At 31.8% G+C, this 23,417-nt stretch carries 24 protein-coding genes and 1 pseudogene; 22 read left to right on the forward strand and 3 right to left on the reverse strand.

Annotation, left to right across the window (positions count from 1 at the left end; genetic code table 11):
* Positions 1–199: 199 nt before the first annotated feature.
* The 9 genes and pseudogenes from ACKRLN_RS00455 (at position 200) to ACKRLN_RS00495 (ending at position 6,204) form a co-directional block, all read left to right on the forward strand.
* Positions 200–421 (forward strand): FeoA family protein, encoded by a 222-nt coding sequence (locus ACKRLN_RS00455; RefSeq protein WP_115594801.1) that lies wholly within the window; start codon positions 200–202, stop codon positions 419–421.
* Positions 421–648: a FeoA family protein gene (locus ACKRLN_RS00460; RefSeq protein ID WP_416334927.1), complete on the forward strand. Its 228-nt coding sequence runs from the start codon at positions 421–423 to the stop codon at positions 646–648. The genes ACKRLN_RS00455 and ACKRLN_RS00460 overlap by 1 nt, the downstream gene beginning before the upstream one ends.
* Positions 645–2,799, forward strand: a pseudogene (feoB, locus tag ACKRLN_RS00465) (ferrous iron transport protein B). Before ACKRLN_RS00460 ends, feoB begins: the two are co-directional and overlap by 4 nt.
* A gap of 9 nt (positions 2,800–2,808) precedes the next feature.
* Positions 2,809–2,961 (forward strand): FeoB-associated Cys-rich membrane protein, encoded by a 153-nt coding sequence (locus tag ACKRLN_RS00470; RefSeq protein WP_115594804.1) that lies wholly within the window; start codon positions 2,809–2,811, stop codon positions 2,959–2,961.
* Between the two features lie 127 nt (positions 2,962–3,088).
* The gene (locus ACKRLN_RS00475) at positions 3,089–3,520 is read left to right on the forward strand and encodes a flavodoxin (protein WP_416334928.1); all 432 of its coding nucleotides are present in this window, start codon (positions 3,089–3,091) and stop codon (positions 3,518–3,520) included.
* Positions 3,517–4,074 (forward strand): DUF3793 family protein, encoded by a 558-nt coding sequence (locus ACKRLN_RS00480; protein WP_296141765.1) that lies wholly within the window; start codon positions 3,517–3,519, stop codon positions 4,072–4,074. Before ACKRLN_RS00475 ends, ACKRLN_RS00480 begins: the two co-directional genes overlap by 4 nt.
* A gap of 278 nt (positions 4,075–4,352) precedes the next feature.
* The gene (gene cysK / locus ACKRLN_RS00485) at positions 4,353–5,264 is read left to right on the forward strand and encodes a cysteine synthase A (protein ID WP_416334929.1); all 912 of its coding nucleotides are present in this window, start codon (positions 4,353–4,355) and stop codon (positions 5,262–5,264) included.
* Positions 5,251–5,778, forward strand: coding sequence for a serine O-acetyltransferase EpsC (gene epsC, locus ACKRLN_RS00490; protein ID WP_203127218.1), 528 nt, complete (start codon positions 5,251–5,253; stop codon positions 5,776–5,778). The genes cysK and epsC overlap by 14 nt, the downstream gene beginning before the upstream one ends.
* 108 nt (positions 5,779–5,886) lie before the next feature.
* Positions 5,887–6,204 carry a hypothetical protein gene (locus tag ACKRLN_RS00495; RefSeq protein WP_416334930.1) on the forward strand — a complete coding sequence of 106 codons (318 nt, stop codon included), beginning with the start codon at positions 5,887–5,889 and terminating at the stop codon, positions 6,202–6,204.
* 40 nt (positions 6,205–6,244) lie between these two features.
* Here ACKRLN_RS00495 and tyrS read toward each other — a convergent pair whose 3' ends face one another.
* Both tyrS and ACKRLN_RS00505 read right to left on the reverse strand, forming a co-directional pair.
* Positions 6,245–7,495, reverse strand: a complete 1,251-nt coding sequence (gene tyrS / locus ACKRLN_RS00500) for a tyrosine--tRNA ligase (RefSeq protein WP_416334931.1) — start codon at positions 7,493–7,495, stop codon at positions 6,245–6,247.
* A gap of 210 nt (positions 7,496–7,705) precedes the next feature.
* The gene (locus ACKRLN_RS00505) at positions 7,706–7,954 is read right to left on the reverse strand and encodes a hypothetical protein (RefSeq protein ID WP_416334932.1); all 249 of its coding nucleotides are present in this window, start codon (positions 7,952–7,954) and stop codon (positions 7,706–7,708) included.
* A 125-nt stretch (positions 7,955–8,079) separates the two neighbouring features.
* Here ACKRLN_RS00505 and metG point away from each other — a divergent pair, with 125 nt between their 5' ends.
* The 9 genes from metG (at position 8,080) to ACKRLN_RS00550 (ending at position 17,336) form a co-directional block, all read left to right on the forward strand.
* Positions 8,080–10,029, forward strand: coding sequence for a methionine--tRNA ligase (metG, locus tag ACKRLN_RS00510; RefSeq protein ID WP_296141760.1), 1,950 nt, complete (start codon positions 8,080–8,082; stop codon positions 10,027–10,029).
* Positions 10,029–10,790: a TatD family hydrolase gene (locus ACKRLN_RS00515; protein ID WP_416334933.1), complete on the forward strand. Its 762-nt coding sequence runs from the start codon at positions 10,029–10,031 to the stop codon at positions 10,788–10,790. Before metG ends, ACKRLN_RS00515 begins: the two co-directional genes overlap by 1 nt.
* Positions 10,787–11,317 carry a ribonuclease M5 gene (rnmV, locus tag ACKRLN_RS00520; RefSeq protein ID WP_203127224.1) on the forward strand — a complete coding sequence of 177 codons (531 nt, stop codon included), beginning with the start codon at positions 10,787–10,789 and terminating at the stop codon, positions 11,315–11,317. Before ACKRLN_RS00515 ends, rnmV begins: the two co-directional genes overlap by 4 nt.
* Positions 11,314–12,150 (forward strand): 16S rRNA (adenine(1518)-N(6)/adenine(1519)-N(6))-dimethyltransferase RsmA, encoded by an 837-nt coding sequence (gene rsmA / locus ACKRLN_RS00525; RefSeq protein ID WP_296141754.1) that lies wholly within the window; start codon positions 11,314–11,316, stop codon positions 12,148–12,150. Before rnmV ends, rsmA begins: the two co-directional genes overlap by 4 nt.
* Positions 12,151–12,194: 44 nt before the next feature.
* Complete coding sequence (locus ACKRLN_RS00530; RefSeq protein WP_203127226.1) at positions 12,195–12,425, forward strand: glutaredoxin family protein; 231 nt, start codon at positions 12,195–12,197, stop codon at positions 12,423–12,425.
* Between the two features lie 168 nt (positions 12,426–12,593).
* A complete protein-coding gene (locus ACKRLN_RS00535; protein ID WP_296141751.1) occupies positions 12,594–13,247 on the forward strand; it encodes a response regulator transcription factor in 654 nt (217 codons plus the stop codon).
* Positions 13,235–14,107 carry a sensor histidine kinase gene (locus ACKRLN_RS00540; protein WP_296141749.1) on the forward strand — a complete coding sequence of 291 codons (873 nt, stop codon included), beginning with the start codon at positions 13,235–13,237 and terminating at the stop codon, positions 14,105–14,107. Before ACKRLN_RS00535 ends, ACKRLN_RS00540 begins: the two co-directional genes overlap by 13 nt.
* 87 nt (positions 14,108–14,194) lie before the next feature.
* Positions 14,195–14,872, forward strand: a complete 678-nt coding sequence (locus tag ACKRLN_RS00545; protein ID WP_296141747.1) for an ABC transporter ATP-binding protein — start codon at positions 14,195–14,197, stop codon at positions 14,870–14,872.
* The gene (locus ACKRLN_RS00550; RefSeq protein ID WP_416334934.1) at positions 14,835–17,336 is read left to right on the forward strand and encodes an FtsX-like permease family protein; all 2,502 of its coding nucleotides are present in this window, start codon (positions 14,835–14,837) and stop codon (positions 17,334–17,336) included. The genes ACKRLN_RS00545 and ACKRLN_RS00550 overlap by 38 nt, the downstream gene beginning before the upstream one ends.
* Before the next feature lie 141 nt (positions 17,337–17,477).
* Here ACKRLN_RS00550 and ACKRLN_RS00555 read toward each other — a convergent pair whose 3' ends face one another.
* Positions 17,478–18,110 carry a hypothetical protein gene (locus ACKRLN_RS00555; RefSeq protein WP_296141743.1) on the reverse strand — a complete coding sequence of 211 codons (633 nt, stop codon included), beginning with the start codon at positions 18,108–18,110 and terminating at the stop codon, positions 17,478–17,480.
* A 105-nt stretch (positions 18,111–18,215) separates the two neighbouring features.
* On the opposite strand from ACKRLN_RS00555, the gene ilvA reads away from it, so the two are divergent.
* Genes ilvA through ACKRLN_RS00575 form a run of 4 tightly spaced genes read left to right on the forward strand, consistent with a single transcriptional unit; the run spans position 18,216 to position 23,314 of the window.
* A complete protein-coding gene (gene ilvA, locus ACKRLN_RS00560) occupies positions 18,216–19,400 on the forward strand; it encodes a threonine ammonia-lyase (protein ID WP_416334935.1) in 1,185 nt (394 codons plus the stop codon).
* Positions 19,397–20,824, forward strand: coding sequence for a UDP-N-acetylmuramoyl-L-alanyl-D-glutamate--2,6-diaminopimelate ligase (locus ACKRLN_RS00565; RefSeq protein ID WP_416334936.1), 1,428 nt, complete (start codon positions 19,397–19,399; stop codon positions 20,822–20,824). Before ilvA ends, ACKRLN_RS00565 begins: the two co-directional genes overlap by 4 nt.
* A complete protein-coding gene (locus tag ACKRLN_RS00570; RefSeq protein ID WP_416334937.1) occupies positions 20,821–22,029 on the forward strand; it encodes an aminoacetone oxidase family FAD-binding enzyme in 1,209 nt (402 codons plus the stop codon). Before ACKRLN_RS00565 ends, ACKRLN_RS00570 begins: the two co-directional genes overlap by 4 nt.
* Positions 22,022–23,314, forward strand: a complete 1,293-nt coding sequence (locus tag ACKRLN_RS00575; protein WP_296141738.1) for an NAD(P)H-dependent oxidoreductase — start codon at positions 22,022–22,024, stop codon at positions 23,312–23,314. Before ACKRLN_RS00570 ends, ACKRLN_RS00575 begins: the two co-directional genes overlap by 8 nt.
* The last annotated feature ends 103 nt before the right edge of the window (positions 23,315–23,417 follow it).

A 23,417-nucleotide genomic window follows, 5' to 3' on the forward strand; every position in this document is an offset into this window, starting at 1 on the left:
TAATAATTACTATTAGTTGATTTATCTTAAAAGGTTGAAAATTAGACCTTTAAAGACGAAAAAAATTATAAAATTTGATATTGATTATCATTACTTAATATGTTATACTAATATTACAGTTATTAAACACTTGTTTTGTAGAAATATTAAAATAAACTATAAAAAAGAATGTTTAATATTCATTAGAAAAGGAGTTTATATGCCAATTACTTTTTTTAATCAAGGAGATAAAGTCCGCGTTATAAGCTTAAAAGGGAATGATGAGGTAAGAAAACACTTGTCTAACCTCGGTATTACTAAAGGTAGAGAAATGATTGTCCAAAGATTTGATGGAAATAATTATATATTTTTAGTAGATGGCAATAGGCTTGCATTATCAAAAGATATAGCAAAAAGAATAATGGTAGAGGAGATTGCATAGTGAAAACTTTAAGAAATGCAGAAGTTGGAGAAACTTTAAGGATTGCAAAAATATTAGGTGATGGTTCAACCAAGAGAAGAATTATGGATATGGGTATTACCAAAGGTACAGAAATTTTGGTTAGAAAAGTAGCTCCACTTGGTGATCCTATTCAAATAAATTTAAGGGGTTATGAACTTACAATTAGAAAACATGATGCTGAAAATATAATGGTGGAGGAAGTATGAGCTTAAAAGTAGCTTTAGCGGGCAACCCCAATAGTGGTAAAACAACACTTTTTAATGCTCTGACAGGCTCAAATCAAAGAGTGGGAAACTGGCCGGGGGTAACGGTTGATAAAAAAGAAGGAAATTTAAAAGGACATAATGATATTGTTCTTCAGGACTTGCCTGGAATATATTCACTTTCTCCTTATACTTTAGAGGAGAAAGTTGCTAGAACTTATCTAGTAGACGAGAGACCAGACTTACTGGTGAATTTAGTAGATGGATCAAATTTAATTAGAAATTTATATTTAACAAGTCAATTAATAGAACTAGGTATTCCGACAATTCTAGCTATAAATATGATGGATATTGTAAGAGATAGGGGAGATGAAATAGATAAAGATGCTCTATCTAAGTTATTAGGCTGTCCAGTAGTAGAAATTGTTGCCAGTAGAGAATCTGGAATTGATCTCTTGATTAGTGAAATAGTAGATTCTGAAAATAGGGAATATTTGCCACTTCCTTTAGAATTTTCATATGATTTAGAAAATAAATTAGCAGATATAAGAAACATAGTAGATCCATATGTTGAAGATGATTTAAAAAGATTTTATACTATCAAAGCCTTTGAAAATGATGAGGAAATGATAGAAAAAATTGAGCTAACAACTGAAGATAGTAGAAAAATTTCTGATATTCGTAAAAAGTGTGAAGAATTTTTTGATGATGATGCAGAATCAATTATCACTAGTGAAAGGTATGAAAGGCTTGAAACTTTAAGTGAAAGGGTGTTAAAAAAGGCTGAACCAAAACTTTCAACTACTGATAAGATTGATAATGTAGTAACATCTAGAGCTTGGGGAATTCCAATTTTTGCTCTTGTTATGTTTATAGTTTATTCATTATCTGTTTTTAAATACTCTCCAGGTACCTTACTAACAGATGCTGTAAATGGTTTTTTTGAGGATAATCTCATACCAGCAACTGCAGCGTTTTTGGAATCTATAGATATAAATGAAGTGTTGATAGGTCTTGTTTGCGATGGTATGCTAACGGGTTTTGGAGCTGTAATAGGTTTTTTACCACAAATGATGGTATTATTTGCACTATTATCAATCCTTGAAGATATAGGATATATGTCTAGAGTTGCTTTTATTATGGATACTATTTAGAAGATTTGGTTTATCTGGAAAATCTTTTATTCCTGCTATGATTTCAACTGGATGTGCAGTTCCAGGTATCCAAGCAAGTAGAACCATAGAAAATGATAGAGACCGTAGAATAACTATAATGACAACGTCATTTATGCCTTGTTCTGCAAAACTACCCGTAATAGCCTTAATTGCAGGTGCATTTTTTCCAAATCATAGGGCATTGATTACCGTAAGTTTTTACTTTATAGGTATAGCAGCAATAATAATCTCAGGTGTTATTTTAAAGAAATTTAAAAAATTTGCATCTGATCCAGCACCGTTTATTATGGAGCTGCCTCCATATCATGCACCTAGATTAAAATCTGTACTTCAAGATGTATGGAATAAGTCTAAATCATATGTAAGAAGAGCTGGAACAATCATTTTACTTTCAGCTATTTTGATATGGGTATTGACAAACTTCGATTATAAATTTAACTTGGTAGAAGAGGATGCATCTAATTCTATACTTGGAGTTATAGGGTCATACTTAGCGGTTATATTTAAGCCACTTGGATTTGGAACATGGCAAGCTTTTGTTGCAACTGTTTCAGGCTTTATTGCAAAAGAAAATGTTGTTTCAACTACGGGAGTTGTTTTAGGAATTGGTAGTGATGTTACAGAAGAAAGTGCAGAACTTTTAAGAGCATTTGGTAGTGCAATAGGAACACCTGTTGGTGGATATTCATTTTTACTATTTAATATGCTTTGTATGCCTTGTTTTGCAGCTGTTGGAGCTATTAAAACCGAAATGGGAGATAGTAAATGGACTCTACTAACAGTAGCTTATCAAATGGGTTTTGCATGGGTAATTAGTTTTATCTTCTATCAATTTGCTAATTTAATAGCTTATGGAAGAAGAGGTACAAGCACAGTACTAGCCGGTATTTGTCTAATTGGTTTATTATATCTAATATTTAGACCTTCTAGACAAATAAAAGAAACTAAACATTATAATACAAATTTTGCAAAAAGTTAGGGGGTGATTATGAACACACAATCATGGATACTTTTAATAATAATATTAGCCATTTGTTCTTTTATAGTATATAAAAGATTTATTCAAAATGATGAACCTGGTGGCTGCAAAGATTGCCCAGGTCACAATCCTAAAAAAGGATTTAATAAAAATAAAATATAAGAGTTTCTAGAAAATATATGAAAGCTCGTATAAATTATTACGGGCTTTCAAAAAATTTTAATTAATTAACGATAATGATTATCACTATTATATAGTTTGATAATAAAAAGAGAAAAGGAGAAATAATATGTCAAAAGTAGCAGTAATTTATTGGTCAGGAACAGGTAATACAGAGCAAATGGCAAATGCCATAGCGGATAGACTAAAGGAGAAACAAATTGATCTAGATATCTATCAAGCAAGTGATTTTGATGAATCAAAGCTAGCTGATTATGATGGATTTGCTTTTGGTTGCCCAGCTATGGGAGATGAATCTCTTGAAGAAAGTGAATTTGAACCAATGTTTGAATCAGTAGAAGGAAAGCTTGAAAATAAAGCAGTTATAATATTTGGTTCTTATGAGTGGAATGAAGGTCAATGGATGCTAGATTGGCAAGAAAGATGCAAAGATAATGGCATAAATTTAGCCGCTAATGGCCTTGCGGTCTATGATAGTCCGAGTGAAGAGGATATAAGATCTTGTCAAAATTTAGCCGATAAGCTGATAGAAATGTTATGAGTTTAGGATATGAATTATTATCCCTTTATTGTAGCCAAGTTTTAGCAAATATCAAACCATCAAATTTATTTACTGTATCTAATATAGTTTATGATGTGGATAAACTTATAGAAACTTGGAATGATGATTTTAATAAGTACGGAATCTATTTTCATATTATAGCAAAAAGAGAGAGGACATCTTCAATTTTATGCTTTAGAAAAGATTTATTGCAAAAGTCTCTTAGCTATGAAAAAACAAAGTGTTTTTTAAAAACTTGTGGTTATGATACAAGTAATATCGATTCTTGTACTAGCTGCTTAAAAAAGAGATTTTTAGAAAATGAATTTCCTCATGAAATAGGTTTTTTTCTCGGTTATCCCTATGATGATGTAAGGGGATTTATTGAAAATAAAGGTAGAAATTACCTTTATAGTGGTTATTGGAAAGTATATAAAGATAAAGAGGATAAGTGTAAATTATTTAACTTATATGAGAAGATTCGTCGAATCTACATACAAACTAATGGAAATAAGTATAAGCTTATGAAATTAGTGGAAATAGATACTTCATAAAGTAATCTATTTTTACAATTATTTAAAAAGTCTACCAAGTTCATGCAAGATCTCCTAAAAAATATAGGCTTGGTAGACAAATGCGTAAACATACCGATGTAATTTTATAATTACTCAAAAAAAGTAACCATAGCTGCTAGATACAGTTAGGTTGCTTTTTTTTATATATACTTATAAACTTGAATAAAATAAAGGATTAGATATAATAATAGACAAAAGATACCCATGGAAAATTTATATATATTTTCAGGAGTGTATATTTATAAAAGGAGAATAATATGTCTATTAAAAATAACGCAAAAGAACTTATCGGAAATACTCCCTTACTTAAGCTTAATTCCCTAAAAAAAGAGGGTAGAGCTGATATCTATGTAAAAGTAGAAAAAAATAATGTGGCTGGATCTGTAAAAGATAGAATCGCTCTTTATATGATTGAAGAAGCAGAAAAAGCAGGCAAAATAAAGCCAGGAGATACAATTGTAGAACCAACAAGTGGGAATACTGGGGTGGCCCTAGCAGCCTTATGTGCGGCAAAAGGATACAAACTAATCCTAACCATGCCAGCATCAATGAGTGAAGAACGTGAAAAACTAGCAAAAGCTTATGGGGCAGAAGTTATAAGAACAACAGAAAATGCTCTACAAGGAGCTGTGGATAAGGCAAAAGAACTTTCTGAAAATGAAGGATATTACTTCCCTGATCAATTTTCAAACCCAGCAAATATAAAAGCCCACTATGAAACAACAGGACCAGAAATTTTAGCAGAACTTACACCAGATGCCTTTATAGCAGGAGTTGGTACAGGTGGAACAGTATCTGGAGTTGGTAAAAAATTAAAAGAAAAAGATAACAATATCAAAATCTACGCTATCCAACCAGCAGAAAGTCCACTTTTATCAGGTGGAGAGGCCTCTAGCCACAAAATCCAAGGCATAGGTGGAAACTTTATTCCTAAAAATCTAGATTTTGATGTAGTAGATGATATTGTAAGTGTAGCAAGTGATGATGCAATAAAAATGAGCAGACAATTAGCAAAAGATGAGGCCCTAGCAGTTGGGATATCATCAGGAGCAAATGTAGTAGGAGCTATTGAAATTGCAGATAAATTAGGTGAAGGTAAAACAGTTGTAACTGTACTTCCAGATACTGGGGAAAGATACCTATCAACTAGCCTATATGAAATTAATTAGTTATGAAGAATATAAAGAGGAACTTTTAGAGGCTGCCTTGAAAAAAGATCCATCTTTAAAAAGTAAGGAAGAAGCAATACTTTATTCCCCAGGCATAAAAGCTCTTTTAAGCCACTTTAGGGCCCACAATTTGTGGCTTGGAGGCCAATTTTATGAAGCTGATGAATTAGCCTACAAGTCTAGGATAGAAACAGGTATAGAAATCCACCCTGGAGCAAAAATTGGCAGAAAAACATTTATCGACCATGGCATGGGCATTGTAATTGGTGAAACTGCAGAAGTAGGAGAAGACTGTTTGATATATCACGGAGTAACCCTGGGTGCAGTTGAAAATAAAAAAGGAAAAAGACACCCAACGGTAGGTAACAATGTCATGATAGGTGCAGGAGCTGTAGTTCTTGGCGCTATAAATGTAGGGGATAATGTAAAAATAGGAGCTAATGCTGTTGTTTTAGAAGATGTAGTAGATAATGCAACAGCAGTCGGTGCACCGGCTAGGATTATAAAAAAATAAATAATTATTAAAAACTTCTAAATTTGACTTAAAAATCTTATTTAGAAGTTTTTTTGTACAAATATTTGCGGTATAAATTATTGTGAAGGTATAGAAAGAGAGGTTTATATGGCAAAGAAAACTCAGTACGCATTTCTTTTCGCATTTGGTATCCTGCTTTATTTTTTGCTTTATCAAAGTCAGATAGTTTTTAAAAACACTATCCCATTAATTATAATTCTTGGAGCAGGATTATATTATAATGATAAGTTAAAGATGAAGAAAAAAGGTAACATCTTTTTGTTCCTGCTATTAGTAATTTTATCATTCTCAGTTATTTTTAGAGATACTCATAATTTAACTTACCTTACAACAAGTCCAACAATGGATGGGATAATTTTAGCCCTTATAACTTTTGTGTTTCACAATTACCTAATATATGAATAAATTCCTAACAAAAAAAGGGGCATTCTTGCCCCTTATATTTTTATCCTAAAAGTATTCTGTGGAAGTTTTTCTTTCCTTTTTTGATTATTATTTTATCATCTGTAAATAAATCTTCTGTAACTTCAAGGCTTGGGTCAGATACTTTTTCATCATCGATTGATACTCCGCCTTGTTTTATAAGTCTACGAGCCTCACCATTTGACTGAGTAAGTCCAACATCTGTCATAAGTTGTAATAAACCAATTGGTAAATCAGCTTTTGAGATTTCTGTTGTTGGCATAGCATCTTCATTACCAGCTCCTGCAAATAGTGCTTTTGCTGCATCTAGGGCTTCTTTGGCTTTTTCTTCACCATGGATTAGTTTTGTAACTTCAAAGGCTAATACTTCTTTGGCATGGTTTATATCTGCTGCATCAGTTGCAGAACCTAATTTTTTACATTCCTTTGTTGGTAAGAAAGTAAGTTGTAGTAAGAATTTTTCTACATCTCTATCATCAACATTTCTCATGTATTGGAATAGTTCATAAGCAGATGTTTTTTCTTCATCTAGCCATACTGCACCCTTTTGAGATTTACCCATTTTTACTCCATCAGCAGTTGTAAGTAGGGAGAAGGTCATTCCATAAGCTTTGTCATTTTCTTTTTTGCGAACTAAGTCTACTCCACCGATGATGTTTGACCATTGGTCAGATCCACCGATTTCTAAGGTACAATCGTGGCGGCGGTAAAGTTCTAAGAAGTCGTAGGATTGTAAAAGCATGTAAGAAAATTCAAAAAATGTTAAGCCACCTGCTGCCATACGGTTTTTGTAGGCATCTTTTTTAAGCATTTCACCTACTAAAAATTCGTTACCCACATCACGTAAAAACTCTAAGAATTTTAATTCTTTAAGCCAGTCTTTATTATTTACAACAGTTGCTGCATCATCACCAAATTCTAAAAATCTTTGAAATTGCTCATAAAACCTTTTTGCGTTGTTATCTATTGTTTCTTCTGTCATGACCTTTCTCATATCAGAACGACCTGATGGGTCACCGATTAGAGTTGTACCACCACCTAATAGGGCAATTGGTTTGTGGCCGTAATTTTGCATACGAATCATAACCATAATTTGGATTAAGTGACCTACTGTAAGAGAATCAGCTGTTGCATCAAAACCACAATAGAAAGTTAGTTTTTCATTTTTTAATTTTTCTTTAAGCTCAGCTTCATCAGTAGCTTGCTCGTAGTAGCCACGTTCTACTAGCTCATCAAAAACATTATCGTATTCTTTTTCGTAAGTGTATCTCATAATTTCCTCCTAAAAATCGGCATAAAAAAAGAGTATAAGAGGGCAGAATTCTGCGGTACCACCTCTTTTTATACTCAGCTTCTTTTACACAAAGAATAGTGTTAAACTCAATGAAAGTGTAATTCGGGAAAATTCCTTACTGGGTTTTCATTATCGAGTTTTATTTAATTAGTTTTAATATACCTTTTATTTAATGAATCTTCAATCAGCCTAGCTACTTATAAAAGAGCCTACTTCTCCTATTAGCATTAAGATACAGCTTATAATAAATAAAATGCTTAATTTCTTGCTAAATATTTTCCCAGAATAGATACTATAAATAATTAATATATAGGCAATTATTTGCGAAATGAAGTAGCTAGTGTCTGTTAAAAACTTATCTCCAAGCGCTACGATGAGACAAGAGATGAAAAATAATATGCTCATTCGATTTTTATGCTGGTCTATATCTTTTTTCATATCCTATGGCCTCCTTTTTAATTTCATTATATGGTAAATATAAAAGTTAATCAATACTTAACTATGAGTATTATAAGATTTGAAGTATGATATATCTATATATTTTCTAAAAGAAAGGATAGCTTATGACAGAAAAAAAACCTTATTATATAACAACTCCAATATACTATCCTAATAGTAACCTACATATTGGAAATACTTATACATCAATAATTGCTGATGTTTTAAAAAGATATAAAAATTTAAATGGCTATGATGCATATCTAGTAACTGGAACTGATGAACACGGACAAAAGATTATGAGAACTGCAATATCTCATGGTACTAGCCCTCAAAAATTTGTGGACATCATAGCAGATGAAACAAAATTACTTTGGAAAAAACTTGAAATTGACTACGATACCTTTATAAGATCAACAGAGCCTCAACATGAGGAAGATGTAAGAAATATTTTTACAAAACTTTATGACCAAGGTGATATTTATAAAGGTGAATATAAGGGATATTACTGCACCCCTTGCGAAACTTTTTGGTCTGAAGGTCAACTAGTAGATGGCAAATGCCCGGACTGTGGTCGTGATGTAGAATACCAAGAGGAAGAATCCTATTTCTTCAGATTATCAAAATATGAAGATAGATTAAAAGAATTATTTAAAGAACACCCAGAATTCCTTGAACCACAATTCCGTCAAAAAGAAATGTTAAATAACTTCATCGATAAGGGACTTTCTGATCTTTCTGTAACCCGTAATACCTTTAATTGGGGAGTAGACGTTCCTTTTGATAATGAGCATGTGGTTTATGTTTGGATAGATGCCCTTTCTTGCTACTTATCTGCAATTGGATATGGAGATAATCAAAAGAAATTTAATAAATATTGGCCTGCAAGTGTGCATTTAATAGGAAAAGATATAGTAAGATTCCACACTATTATTTGGCCTGCCCTTTTAATGGCTCTAGATTTACCAATTCCAGAAAAAGTTTTTGCCCATGGTTGGATTCTTTTTGATAATGATAAGATGAGTAAATCCAAGGGAAATATTATGTATCCAGAACCACTTGTAGAACTTTATGGTGTGGATGCCTTAAAATATTTCGTCCTTCGTGAATTTAATTTTGGCTCTGATGGAAACTTCTCTAGCCAAAAATACATGGAAAGATATAATTCTGACCTTGTAAATGACCTTGGAAACCTAGTTTCAAGAACTACATCAATGATTGATAAATATAATGGTGGAGTAGTTGCTAAGGGTAGTGAAACTGATACTTACGATGAAGAATTAAAGGCCCTTGCAAAAACAACCTATACTGACTTTGTAAGCCTAATGGATGATTTTAAATTTAATGAAGCCTTACAAACTGTTTGGACATTTATCAGACGTGCTAACAAATACGTAGATGAAACTGAACCATGGATTTTAGGCCGTGATGAAGCTAATAAGGATAGACTAAACACAGTTTTATATAATCTAGCAGAGTCACTAAGAATTGTTGCCCAATTAATCGAGCCAGTGATGAAAAATACTAGCAAAGAAATCCTTAAAAAACTTGGTACAGACAACAAAGGTTTTGCATCTGCAAGAGAATTTGGTCTTTTAGAAGAAGGAGCAAAAGTTACTAAGGGAGCAAACTTATTTGATAGGCTAGATGTAGAAGTAGAACTTAAAAAACTTCACGACCGTAACAATGAATTAATCGCCCAAAGAATAAAAAATAGCGACGATAAAAAAGAAGATGAAGAAAGTAAGGCTGAAATAACATTTGAAGACTTCACAAAGGTAGAAATGGTTGTAGGAAAAATCCTTGAAGCCAAAGAACACCCAGATGCTGACAAGCTTTTAGTCTTTACTGTAGATGTGGGAGAAGAAAACCCTCGCACAATTATATCTGGTATCAAAAAATGGTATGAGCCAAGTGATTTAGTTAATAAAAATGTAATAGTTGTTAAAAACCTTGCACCAAGGAAAATGCGCGGTATCGAGTCTCAAGGCATGATCTTAGCAAGTGATTTTGATGGTGACCTATCACTTTTAACAACTCTAAAAGATATGAAACCAGGAAGTAAGGTTTCTTAATGAGATTGATAGATTCACACTGCCACCTTACAGATGAGGCTTTTGATGATGACAGGTTATTTATTTTAAATGACCTGTCTAATTTTGGTCTAAAGGCAATCATAAATCCTGCTACAAATATAGCTGATAGCAAAATGGCAATAGAACTTGCTGAAAAATACGACAATTTTTACGCCATGGCAGGCATCCACCCAGAAGAAGTTGATGACACTGATAATAAAGATTTAGAAGAGTTAGAAAAGCTTGCAAAAAATGAAAAAGTAATAGCAATTGGGGAAATAGGCCTAGATTACTATTGGAAAGATGATAATAAGAAAAAGCAAAAAGAAATATTTATCCACCAATTAGAACTAGCTAGAAAATTAGAAAAGCCTGCAGTAATCCATGTTAGAGACAGCAAGGATGATGTGATAGAGATATTAAAGGAATACCAAGATTTAAAAATCCAAATCCATTGTTTTTCAGATGACCTGGAAACTTTAGAAAAATATATGCAAATGGGTTTTTATATTTCAATTGGGGGAGTAGTAACCTTTAATAATGGTACAAATGAGCAAAATGCAGCTAGAAATGTGCCGATTGAAAGGCTAATGCTAGAAACAGATAGCCCATACCTAACCCCAGAACCATATCGTGGTCTTCGCAATGACCCTCGCAGGGTAGTAGAAGTTGCTAGGACTGTTGCAAAATTACGCGATATGAAAATAGATAAGCTTGCAAAAAGAACCTACAACAACACCAAGGAGTTTTTTAACTTATGATAAAAGAAACTATAGTTGTTGAAGGAAAAGATGATATTGCCAATGTAAAACGAGCTGTTGATTGTGAGATAATTGCTACAAATGGCCTAGCCTTTGGCAAAGAGTTGATAGATCGTTTAGAAAAAATAAATGAACGCACCGGCATAATCATTCTCACAGATCCTGACCATGCTGGCAAAAAAATTAGAGAAAAAATTGCAAGGCACATCCCAGATGCCAAACACGCCTATATCGATAGAAAACTTGCCATAAAGAAAAATGACTTGGGTGTAGAAAATGCAGAGCCACAAGTGATTATAGATGCCTTAAATAATGCAAAAGCAGAAACAGTTGAGAAAAGAAATGAATTTGTCATGGCAGACTTGGTAAATAACGGTCTTTCAATTGGTAAGGGTGCAAAGGAAAACAGGGAAAAACTTGGAGATATCCTAGGCATTGGTTATTATAATTCCAAGCAACTTTTAAGCAAGCTAAATTCTTTTGCTATCAGCCGTGAGGAATTTGAAAGGGCGGTGGAAGCTTTATGAAAAAACTATATTCACCAAAGGTAGTTCGCGAAATAATCGATCTGTATGATTTTAAATTCAAAAAATCCCTTGGCCAAAACTTTTTGATAGATAAAAATTTTGTAGATAAGATTGTAGATGCGGCAGAGATTGAAAATCAAAACGTCCTAGAAATAGGACCTGGTATAGGAACTATTACCTATGAGATGGCAAAAGTTGCTAAAAAAGTAGTAGCCATAGAAATAGACCAAACATTGATACCAATTTTAGAAGAAAACCTAGAAGAATTTGCTAATGCAAAAGTCATCAACCAAGATATTTTAAAAACTGATTTAAAAAAATTAGTAGAAGAAGAATTTAATGGAGAAAGTTTTAAGGTGGTTTCAAATCTTCCTTACTATATCACCACTCCTATCATTGAAATGCTAATAACAACAGGCATCCCATGTGATGATATGACAATCATGGTTCAAAAAGAAGTAGCTGAACGCATGGTTGCAAGTGAATCTGATAAAGAGTATAGTTCTCTTTCGGTATTTATAAAATTTTACACTGATGCAAAAGTAGTAATAAACCTACCAAAATCAGTATTTATGCCCCAACCAAAGATTGATTCTACCATACTAAATCTAAAACTAAGACTTTATGATGATAGAGTTAATCAAGATATGCTCTTTAAACTTGTAAGAGCTGGGTTTAACAAAAGACGAAAGACTATCCTAAATTCCTTATCTGATGTAGTGGCTAAGGATGATTTGAAATTAACCTTTGAGAAGCTAAATTTAGCAGAAAATCTAAGGGCAGAAAATTTATCCTTAGATGATTTTATAAATTTGGCAAATGAATTGTCTTAATTGGGTATAAGTAATTAAGTAAATGAAAGTATAAGGAGATACAAATGGCAGATATTAAAGTTTATACATCAAATACTTGTGTTTTTTGTAAAGCAGCAAAACAATATTTCAATGACAACAACATTGACTTTACAGAATTAAACATAGACGAAAATCCAGATGCAGTAGAATACCTAGTATCAAAAGGATACAGAGGAGTTCCTGTAATCAACATCGATGGCGAAGACATCGTAGGATTTGATAAACCAGCTATTGAAGCAAAACTTGGTTTATAAGAGGGATTTTACCCTTGATTTTAACTGGCATGAAGGTAATAACCTTTGTGCCAATTTTTATATTATCCATTTTCCCAAAAAATAATGTAATATAATTGTAATAAAAGATTGTGAAATCAATGTTAGCGTTTAATATGATTTATTTTTATAGCAAAAGTGGCAATACATATGAAAAAAATACTTATAATTGAAGATGATAAAAATTTAAATAAGGGCCTATCCATAGCCTTGGAAAAAGAGTATGAAATTATTTCTTTAAATACAATCAGCGAAGCGAAAAAATATATTGATAGAGCTGATCTAATTTTGTTAGATATGAATCTTCCTGATGGAGATGGGCTAGAAATAATAAAATATACTAGACAAACTTCATCCATACCTATAATTATCTTATCTGCTATAGATTTGGAAGCTTATATAATTTCAGCTATAAACTTAGGAGCAGATGATTACTTAACCAAGCCTTTTTCTCTAGGTATTTTAGAAGCTAAGATTAAAAGAGCTTTTGAAAAGATAGCTTCTAATGATTTAAGATTTTATAAAAAAGATGGGTTAGACTTTAACTTTAAAGAAAATAAATTTTATATTAATAATAAAAAGATTGACTTGACGTGGACAGAGTCTAGAATTTTGTATTATCTAATTAAAAATAAATCCCAAGTAGTAACTAAGGAATTACTGTTTGACTTTGTTTGGGGAGTAGATGATGAATTTATTGACCAAAATACTCTGAGTGTAAATATATCCAGAATCAGAAATAAATTAAAACCCTATGATCCTATTAAAACAGTTTTTGGAGTTGGCTATAAATGGAATTCTTAGCAGGTTTTTTACTTATTATAATAGTAATTCTTTTATACAAATATATAGCATTAAAAAAGCAAATGCAGGAGCTTTCAGACTATATTGATAAGGCTTTGGATGGAAATTTAGAAAATTCTGACTTTGATGAGATGGAATTGTCCAAAATAAAATCAAAACTCATTAAATTTTTATATGCAAGCCAGGTAAAAGAAGCAAAAATAAACACAGAAAAAAATAAAACAAAAGATCTAATAGCCGATATATCTCATCAAACCAAAACGCCAATTACCAATCTCTCTTTATACATTAGCCTATTAGAAAATGATCCAAAAGATGAGTACATTGAAATTATAAAATATGAGCTAGACAAACTAAAATTTTTAGTTCAAGCCCTAGTAAAATCTTCAAGACTTGAATCTGATATTATCGTATTGCAAAAAAATCAAGCAAACTTAGCAGACTTGGTAAAGAATGTTTTGGGAGAATTTAAAACTATATTAGATGAAAAAAATATAACTATTGCTTTGAAAGAAGAGGATTGCATTTTTAATTTGGATGAGAGATGGCTTAAAGAAGCTATTCACAATTTAGTAGATAATGCTATAAAATATTCTCCTGATCATTCTATGATTAATATTTCAGTTTATAAATCTTATCTAAACTATAATCTAGACATAGAAAATGAGTACAAGGACTTATCAGAGGAAACCTTGCCAAAAATATTTGAAAGATTTTATAGAGGCAAAAATTCAGCTTCTAAAGATGGTTTTGGTCTAGGTCTCTTTATAGCTAGAGAGATTATAGAAAAACATAGTGGCAATATAAAGGCATCTTTGAGAGAAAATAAAATAAAATTTTCGATAGACTTCCCCTTGTGAGAAGTCTTTTTTTCTTACAAAACTGTAAGAAGCATTGTAAGTACTTTGTAAGATAGGGATGTTATATTATATAAAGAGGTGATATATATGTTAAAAGTAGAAAATTTAAAAAAATATTATAAAACAAATGATATTGAACTAAGAGCTCTTGACGGAGTATCTTTTGTAGTAGAAAAAGGAGAGTTTATTTCGATAATCGGAGCCTCTGGTTCTGGAAAGTCAACCCTATTACATTTATTAGGAGGACTTGATTATCCTACAAGTGGAAAAGTAATTATTGATAATACAGACATTTATGCTTTAAAAGATGATGAGAGGACTATATTTAGAAGAAGAAATATTGGTTTTGTCTTTCAGGCTTATAATCTTTTGCCAATGCTAAATGTATATGAAAATATAATTATTCCCTTTGGTCTTGATGGAGATAAGGTGGATAAAAAATATGTTGACAACATCATAGATATACTTGAAATTAGAGATCAAGTAAATAAAATGCCCAATGAATTATCAGGAGGCCAACAACAAAGGGTTGCTATAGCAAGAGCCTTGGTTACAAAACCATCTATAATTTTAGCTGATGAACCTACTGGGAATTTGGATTCAAAATCATCATCCCAAGTTGTTTATTTATTAAAAAAGATTAATAAGGAACTTGGAAATACTATTCTTATGATAACCCATGATGATGCTGTGGCCCAAGCAGCAGAAAAAACTTTAAGGATAGAAGATGGAAAGTTGGTGGCAAATAATGAAAGTTCAAAATAGAGCCTATATCAGAAAGCTAGCCAAAGCTATTTTAACTACTAATAAAAGTAGAAGAAATATTCTTTTATTAGCCATTGCCTTAACTTGTATACTATTTACAAGTCTTTTTTCAGTAGTATTGGGACTTGGCAAAAGTATGGAAGCTCAAACGATGAAAACTGTGGGGTCGATCAGCCACGGCTCATATAAAGAAGTTTCTAACAAAGATATAGAAATTTTATCCAAAGATAAAGATATAAAGAAATATGCGATAAAAAAACACATTGGTATTCTAAATGATGAAAAAATAAGGGCAGAGTTATCTTATAGTGATAAAAATGGATTTGACTGGTCATTATTTGACAATGTTCGTGGAAGATATCCTGAAAAAGAAAACCAAGTATTTATAGATATAGCCACTGCAAAGAAACTAGGCTACAAAGGTGAAATTGGAGAAAAAATAAAGATTCCATTTAATATAGAAAAACCTTACACTGGAGAGCTTATAGAAAAGAAAATCGGAGATTTTGTTATATCTGGAACATATCAAAGTCCGATAGATTCCAACGTTGGTGTAGGACAAATATACTTATCAAAAGCCTATGTAGATAAATTGTCACTTCCAGATACCAATAACGATATGGAAGTAATGCTAAATAATTCATTTATGATAAAGGATAAACTTTTAAAAATTGCAGAAAGAAATGGATATAAGGTGTCAGATAGTCCTGGTAATTTATCTGATAAAGAAATAAGAATTGGAGTTAATTTCGCCTATCTTTTATCCGGAGCTGATGGTACAGACTTTACGATGTTTTTACCAGCATTGCTCTTATTAATTTTAGTAATGCTTGCAGGATTTTTAATTATTAATAATATCTTTAAAATATCTGTAAATGAAGATATAAACTTACTTGGATTACTTAAAACTATAGGTATGACAAAGGTACAAATTAAAAGACTTGTTCATTTAGAATCTTTTATAATAGCGATCCCATCTATAATATTGGGCAATATTATAGGAATTACTATCGGGAAAATAATTTTAAATAAAATATTTTCTACTAATGTAGTATTAGCAAATATAAATCTATCATTAGTTTTAATATTACTAGTTATACTTTTTTCAACCATATTTACTTTATTAACTGTTTTTCTATCAGTTATGAGTCCGGCAAAATATGCAGCTAAAATTTCACCGATAGATGCTAGTAAATATAACGAAACTCAGGTAAAAAAGAAATATAAAAGTGATAATATTTCTCTAGGAAAACTTGCAAGAAGGCAGGTTTTTTCAAATAAATTTAGATTTATCTCAATTGTTCTTTCTATGAGCCTATCAGCAGTTATTTTAAATAGTGTTTTAACTTATACAAGTAATATAGATTTGGAGAAAGGAATATCAGATGTAATTGTAACTGATTATAATATAGCAAGTCCTAAGTATTTTAGATATAGGTATTACGATAAAGAAGATAGTTTAAAAGAAACATTTATTGATCAGATAAAGGAGCATCAAGGATTTAAAGATGGAGGAGCCTTGTACTATTATGGTGATCAATATCAGTATCCAGATATAAGAGTCGAAGGAAAAAAGATTGCCCCACTCTTACTTGGAGTAGATGATTATTTAATAAATAAACAGAAATTTTTAGAAGGAGAATTTGATAGAGATAAATGGAATAATGGTTCCTTTGCTATTGTAGGTGAAGATAGCGATAAAAAATCTTCATTGAAAGCTGGAGATAAAATTAAAATTAAAGTGAAAAATACTATAAAAGAAGTCCAAATTATGGGAAAAATTAACTATAATTATTCCGATGGTTTAAGATATTATCCTATTATTCAGGAAGATCGATTTGATGAGTCTAGTCCTGAGTTGGATATAGAATATCTTTATTTAAGCCCTAATTTGTACGAAGAACTCACTGGAGATAGGAGCATAATGTCCTATGGATTTGATGTAGAGGATAGTGCAAAAGAAAACTTTGATGAATTTTTAAAATCCTTTGAAGATGAACCAGACTTTTCTTATGATTCAAGAGATATTCAGATAAATTCTTTTAAAGATTTCAAAAATCTTATAGAATTTGTGGGTTATAGTTTATCTATAGTCTTGTTTTTAATTTCTGTACTAAACTTTATAAATATTATTGCTACAGAAATTTTAAGAAACAAGGTTAATCTCTCAATCCTTGAAGCTATTGGAATGACAAAAGATAATATTAAGAAATATTTAATAAAGAAGAATTTGATATATTCAATTTCAAGCTTAGTATTTTCTTTCATAGTGATGCTACTTGTAAATAAATTTATATTGATAGATTTTATGGCAGAAACTAAGTGGACAACATTTAGTTTCATAATTACACCGCTTCTTATGGTGAATATCGCAAATATAATCATAGGAATACTGTTTACTAACAAATTTTATGAAAAACACAGTCGTGACAGTCTTGTTGATAGGATAAGAAGTTTAGAATAAATATTTTTTATCAGTCATATCGAAAGAGATTAAAAAAGACTATGAGTTTTAAAGCTCATAGTCTTTTTTTTGTTTATTTTCTAAAAATCTTATCTAGAAAGTGAATTTAAAAATTTTGCTTAATTTATTTTATTGCTGATTTTATTCATAGCTAGATAAACTTTCGTTTGGTATTATTTCTAACTCAGCAAGTTTACCCTGATACATAGTAAATATTACCACGTATTTACCGTTTAAATACATATAATATTGGTCGTTTTGGGTATCTTTGGTATTTTGGCGTAGTTCTATGATTTCCTTATCTGGTACCTTTGCTTCTATATCATAAAGGGCGTCGCCAAATTTTATATCACCTAAGGCAAAGTCCATGCTAGCTAAATCAAAATTTGAAATTTCAATGTAATTAATTGGTGCATCTATAATATTTATTTCAGTACTACTATTATTTGTTGCTTTTACAAATATTTGATTGTCATCCTTTGTAAGAAAAATATCGGCGCTTTTACCAGCAGGGATTGTTTCTAGATTTTCTTTTTGAGCTTCGCCATTTATGGCAGCATTATAATCAAAGCCATTTTGAACAAAACGTCCCACATTTGGTGGGAAAGTATAGCCAAAGTCGTCTAATTTAAAGTCGCCTTCTATATTTTTTCTGCTATTTTCATCGGCCTTATCTATATTTTTTTGCAAAGAAAAATTCTCATACATAAAGTCTTGGGCCTCTTGGCAGGAGCTAAGGGATAAGGCCATTAGTATTATCAAAAGTATTTTCATATTTTCTTCTTTATTGCTTTAATTATATCAAGATTTTTTGAATTATAAAACTGTTTAATATTTGTCAAAAAATTGTTATAATCAACTATAGAAAGGAAGTGTATTATGTTAGATTTTACAAGTGCTAAAAAGAGACTAGATGAGGTCGTTAGACCAACTCATTTGATTTATTCAGAATACTTTTCTGATATTGCTTCTAATAACGTTTACCTAAAACCAGAAAATATGCAAAAAACTGGGTCTTTTAAGATCCGCGGAGCCTATAATAAGCTATCAAAGCTAGATGAGCAGTCAAAAGAAGTAGGCATTATCACAGCATCTGCTGGAAATCATGCCCAAGGAGTAGCTTACTCTGCAAACAAACTTGGCATCAATGCTACAATTTGTATGCCAGAGCAAACTCCTATGATAAAGGTAGATGGTACTTTAAAATACGGGGCAAATGTAGTTTTATACGGAGAAAACTTCGATGCATGCAAAGACCATGCTATAAAATTAGCTGAGGAAAACGGATATACCTTTATTCCTCCATTTGATGATTTAGATGTTATCGAAGGTCAAGGAACTATCGGACTTGAAATCATAGATGAACTTGAATATGTAGATTATGTAATTGTCCCAGTTGGTGGAGGCGGGCTTATAGCAGGAGTTGCAAAATGCATTAAACAAATCAGTCCACTTATCAAAGTCATTGGGGTTGAGCCATATTCTGCTCGTTCTATGCAAGAATCTATCAAAAAAGGTAAGATAATTAAGTTAGAAGGTGTTGATACAATTGCTGATGGTACAGCCGTTGCAGAAGTGGGATCATACACATACGACATTGCAAAAGACTATGTAGATGACTGGATTACAGTAACTGATGAGGAAATCCTCATGGCCTTTACAAACCTAATGGAAAAGCACAAATTAGTTGCAGAACCATCAGGTGCCCTAAGTCTGGCTGCCCTTAATAAACTAAATTTTTATAACAAAAATGCAGTTTCTATTATAAGCGGGGGCAATATCGATATGAGTTTTATCTCCCAACTTATCAATCGTGGACTATACGAAACTGGACGCATTACCCGTATTAACGTGGAAGTGCCAAATATACCAGGCAAACTCCAATCATTATTAGCAGATATTGCCTCAACCAAGGCAAATGTCATCTCAATAGACCATGACAGCCTAAAAGAAGCCAGCAGATTTAAAAATATAAATGTAGAAATCACCTTAGAAACAAACGGCCCAGACCATGTCAAAAAAATCCACGATGTCATAGCTAAGAAAGGATACATAATACATTGACCTTTGATAGTTTAGTAAATCAAATTGACTATATAGATATAAAAGAACAAAATGATGAAGAAATAAAAAATATAACAAACAACTCAAAATTAGTGGAAGATGGCGATATATTTGTAGCGGTCGCAGGTACTCTAAGTGATGGCCACAAATACATCGGCCATGCCATAGAAAATGGTTCAAAAACTATAGTTTATCAAAGTGATATAGACTTTAAGGATGGGATAAACTATATAAAAGTAGCAGACAGTAGACGCGCCCTATCTGATATTTCAAATATTTTAGAAGATTTTCCATCAAAGAAAATGACGGTTGTAGGGGTGACAGGGACAAATGGAAAAACTACAACAGCAACCACCATTTATTATTTGATGAAAGAAATCTATGGCAATGCTACAAATATCGGTACAGATGGGACTTTTATAGGAGATGAACGCTCTGATACATCAAATACTACACCAGATATTTATATTTTAAATAAGATTTTTAATCAGAGTTTAGAAAAAAATATAGATCATGTAGTACTTGAAGCATCAAGCCATGGCCTAGTTCAAAACCGCCTAAATGGCATTGACTTTGACTATGGAATATTTACCAATCTTTCCACAGAGCATTTAGATTATCATAAAACAATGGATGAGTATTTTGCGGCAAAAATGATACTTTTAGATCATGCTAAGAAAAGAATTGTAAATATAGATGATCCATACGGAAAAAAAGCCAAAGAAAAATTTTCGGATGCTGTAACTTTTGGAAAAGAAAGTGGGTCTGATTATCAAGCCATTGATATAGTAAAAAATGAAAAAACTACTGATTTTAAAGTAAATGGAGTAGATTTTACTATAAATTCCATAGCAGATTATGAGATTTATAATAAACTTGCTGCAATTGCAACTTTAAATAATATGGGAGCTAGCCTTGAAGAAATTTCTCAAAAATTAAAAGTATTTAAGGGATTACCATCAAGATTTCAATATGTAGAAAATGATTTAGATAAAAATATAATCATAGACTTTGCCCACACACCAAGGGCCTTTGAGGCGATTTTTGAATCCATACCAAAAGATGTAAAAACCTATGCAGTTTTTGGTATAAATGGCGACAGAAATACAGAATTTAGAAGGCTTATAGGAAATGCCTGTGCAAAAAATGATGTTTTTGCAGTAATTACAACTGATGATCCAAAATTTGACAATTATGAACACATCACAGATGAGATTTCGGCAGGGATTGATGAACTTGGTGGAAAGTACGAACGCATAGAAGACCGCTTAGAAGCTATGACTTTTGCTATAAAAAAAGCAAATCCGGGAGACTATATCCTTATGCTTGGAAAAGGTGAAGAGCATTTTATGAAATATCACGGCAATGAAAAAACTCCATACAATGAAATTGAAACAGTCCAAAAGGCTATAAAAAACCAATGAAAATTTTAGTAATTGGGGCAGGAGTAGCTGGTCTATTTTTTGCCTCCTTTATGGACAAACACGATGTCACAGTTATTGAAAAAAATGAATTTGCTGGCAGAAAACTTTTGGCAACAGGCAATGGCCGTTGTAATTTTACCAACCTTAACTTTTCGGCAGACAATTTTAAGGCAAGCAGTGATCAACTTATAAACTATGCAATCGGGTATTTTACTAACCAAGATTTGATAAAATATCTAAACGAAATTGGGATTGCCACAACAAATCTCCCATCAGGGAGGTGTTATCCCAAGACTATGAGTGCGAAAACTGTCAGAGACTCTCTGTTTTTGGCAGCAGAAGATAAGGCGAAATTTGTCTTTAATGAAGAAGTGATAGATATTAACTTTAAAAATAAAAAGGTAAAAACCAGTAACAAAACTTATTCATATGACAAATTAGTAATAGGAAGTGGTGGGATCACCCTAAAAAATTCTGGATCAAACGGAAAGATTTTTGATTTGATAAAAAATCAAATTCCTATTACAGATATGACCTATGCAATAACAAATTATGAAACCCGTGAGAAGCTTTCAAAAAAAGCAAAGGGGACAAAGGTTACTGCAAAAGCAAGTTTATATGTAGATGATAAATTTATAAAAGCATCTACTGATGATGTGATTTTTCAAGACTATGGGCTAACAGGAACAGCAATTTTAGATATTTCAAATGACCTATCAGAAAGTTTATCTTATAAAAAGTCCTCTCATATATATATAGACTTTTTCCCAGAATATTCCCGAGAAGACTTTATAAATTATCTGTCTAGCCTTTTAAATAAATTTGCTAAAAGGCCTATAAAAGATATACTAATTGGTGTAATCAACGAAAAATTAATCGATGATATACTAAAAATTTCAAAGATTAAGGCCCGCAAAAAGGGTTTTGAAATCGATAATAGGGACTTTTATAACCTAGTAAATACGCTAAAGTCTCTAAGGTTTGAAGTTTTAGATATACATGATAGACAAAATGCCCAAGTCACTCTTGGCGGAGTGGATAGCAATTTTATAAATACCAAAACTATGGAATCTACAAAGATTAAGGATGTATTTTTCATAGGAGAATGCCAAGATGTAGCTGGTGATTGCGGAGGATATAATATTTCCTGGGCAGCCTCCACTGCAAAAGTAGCCAGTGATTATTTAAGGAGCTTAGATGTTTAAAATTAGTAGAGAACTAAATGAAATGAAATATAATGGAGAGTCAATTAAGCTTGCCATTTTGGGTGCAGGGAAAATGGGAACTAGTCTTATATCCCAACTTGCAAACATTGATGCTATGGAAGTAAAGCTTGTAATTGACCGTACTCCACAAAAAGCAATTGAGGCTTTAAAAAAAGCTGGTGTTGCTGAAGATAAGATAATTTATACTGATGATTATAACGAAGGATACGAAGTTTTAGAAAAGGGATATGTCTGTGTTTCAACAAATTATAGACTTTCTTATAAACTTTTACAAATAAATGCGGTTGTAGATTGTACAGGAAATCCATCTTTTGGAGCTGTTATTGCTAGAAAAACTATCCAATACCACAAACACATGATTTCATTTAATGTGGAGTGCGAAGCTACAGTTGGTCCAGTTTTACACGATATGGCAAAAAAAGCAGGGGTAGTTTATACAGGAATTCTTGGTGATGAACCAGGTGCGATAATTGATCTTTGCGAAAATGCTTTTGGTATGGGACTTGATGTCCTAGTAGCTGGAAAGGGCAAAAATAATAGACTTGATGAGTATGTAACTCCAGAAAGTGTTAAAACAGAAGCAAAAGAGAAAAATCTTTCTGCAAAAATGTTAACAAGCTTTGTAGATGGAACAAACACTATGATTGAGCTTACAAGTGTATGTAATGCCCTAGGATTTTTGCCAGATAAATTTGGTTGCCACGGTGTAGAATCAAGCCCTCAGACTGCAGTAGAAGACTTTAAATTAAAACAAGATGGTGGTATTCTTGATAATTACAAAGTTGTAGAATTCTCAAAAGGAATGGCACCAGGAGTATTTATCATTGTAACGAGTGATAAAGAAGATGTTAGAGATTTAATGAAGTTTTTAGGATTTGGAGATGGTCCAAATTACTTGATGTATAGACCTTACCACCTAACAAGCCTTGAAGCTCCAATTACAATCTTTAAAGCGGTAGTAGAAAATGAGGCAACAATAGCCCCAATTCAAGGACAAGTTGCAGATACAGTAACAGTTGCTAAAAGAGATATCAAAAAAGGGGAAACCCTTGATGGTATAGGTAGCGAAAAAGTTTATGGTAAGATAACAAGCCACACAAGATCCATCAAAGAAGACCTATTGCCAATAGGAATGATAACAGAAAAAACAGTTGCAACTTGCGATATAGCAAAAGATAGTCTAATAGATATGACTATGGTAGAGGTCGATGATAGAGCAACAATAACGAGACTTAGAAGAAGACAAAATTCAATGAAATTGTAATAAAAAACGAAATGGGTTCCCCATTTCGTTTTTTAATTAGTTTCTTATGGCAATAAGTAAGTATTATTTTTTATTTATACGGCTAAGTAAATTATTAAAGATT

Source organism: Anaerococcus sp. AH8042_DFU013_CI05, assembly GCF_047936775.1.
GTDB lineage: Bacteria > Bacillota > Clostridia > Tissierellales > Peptoniphilaceae > Anaerococcus.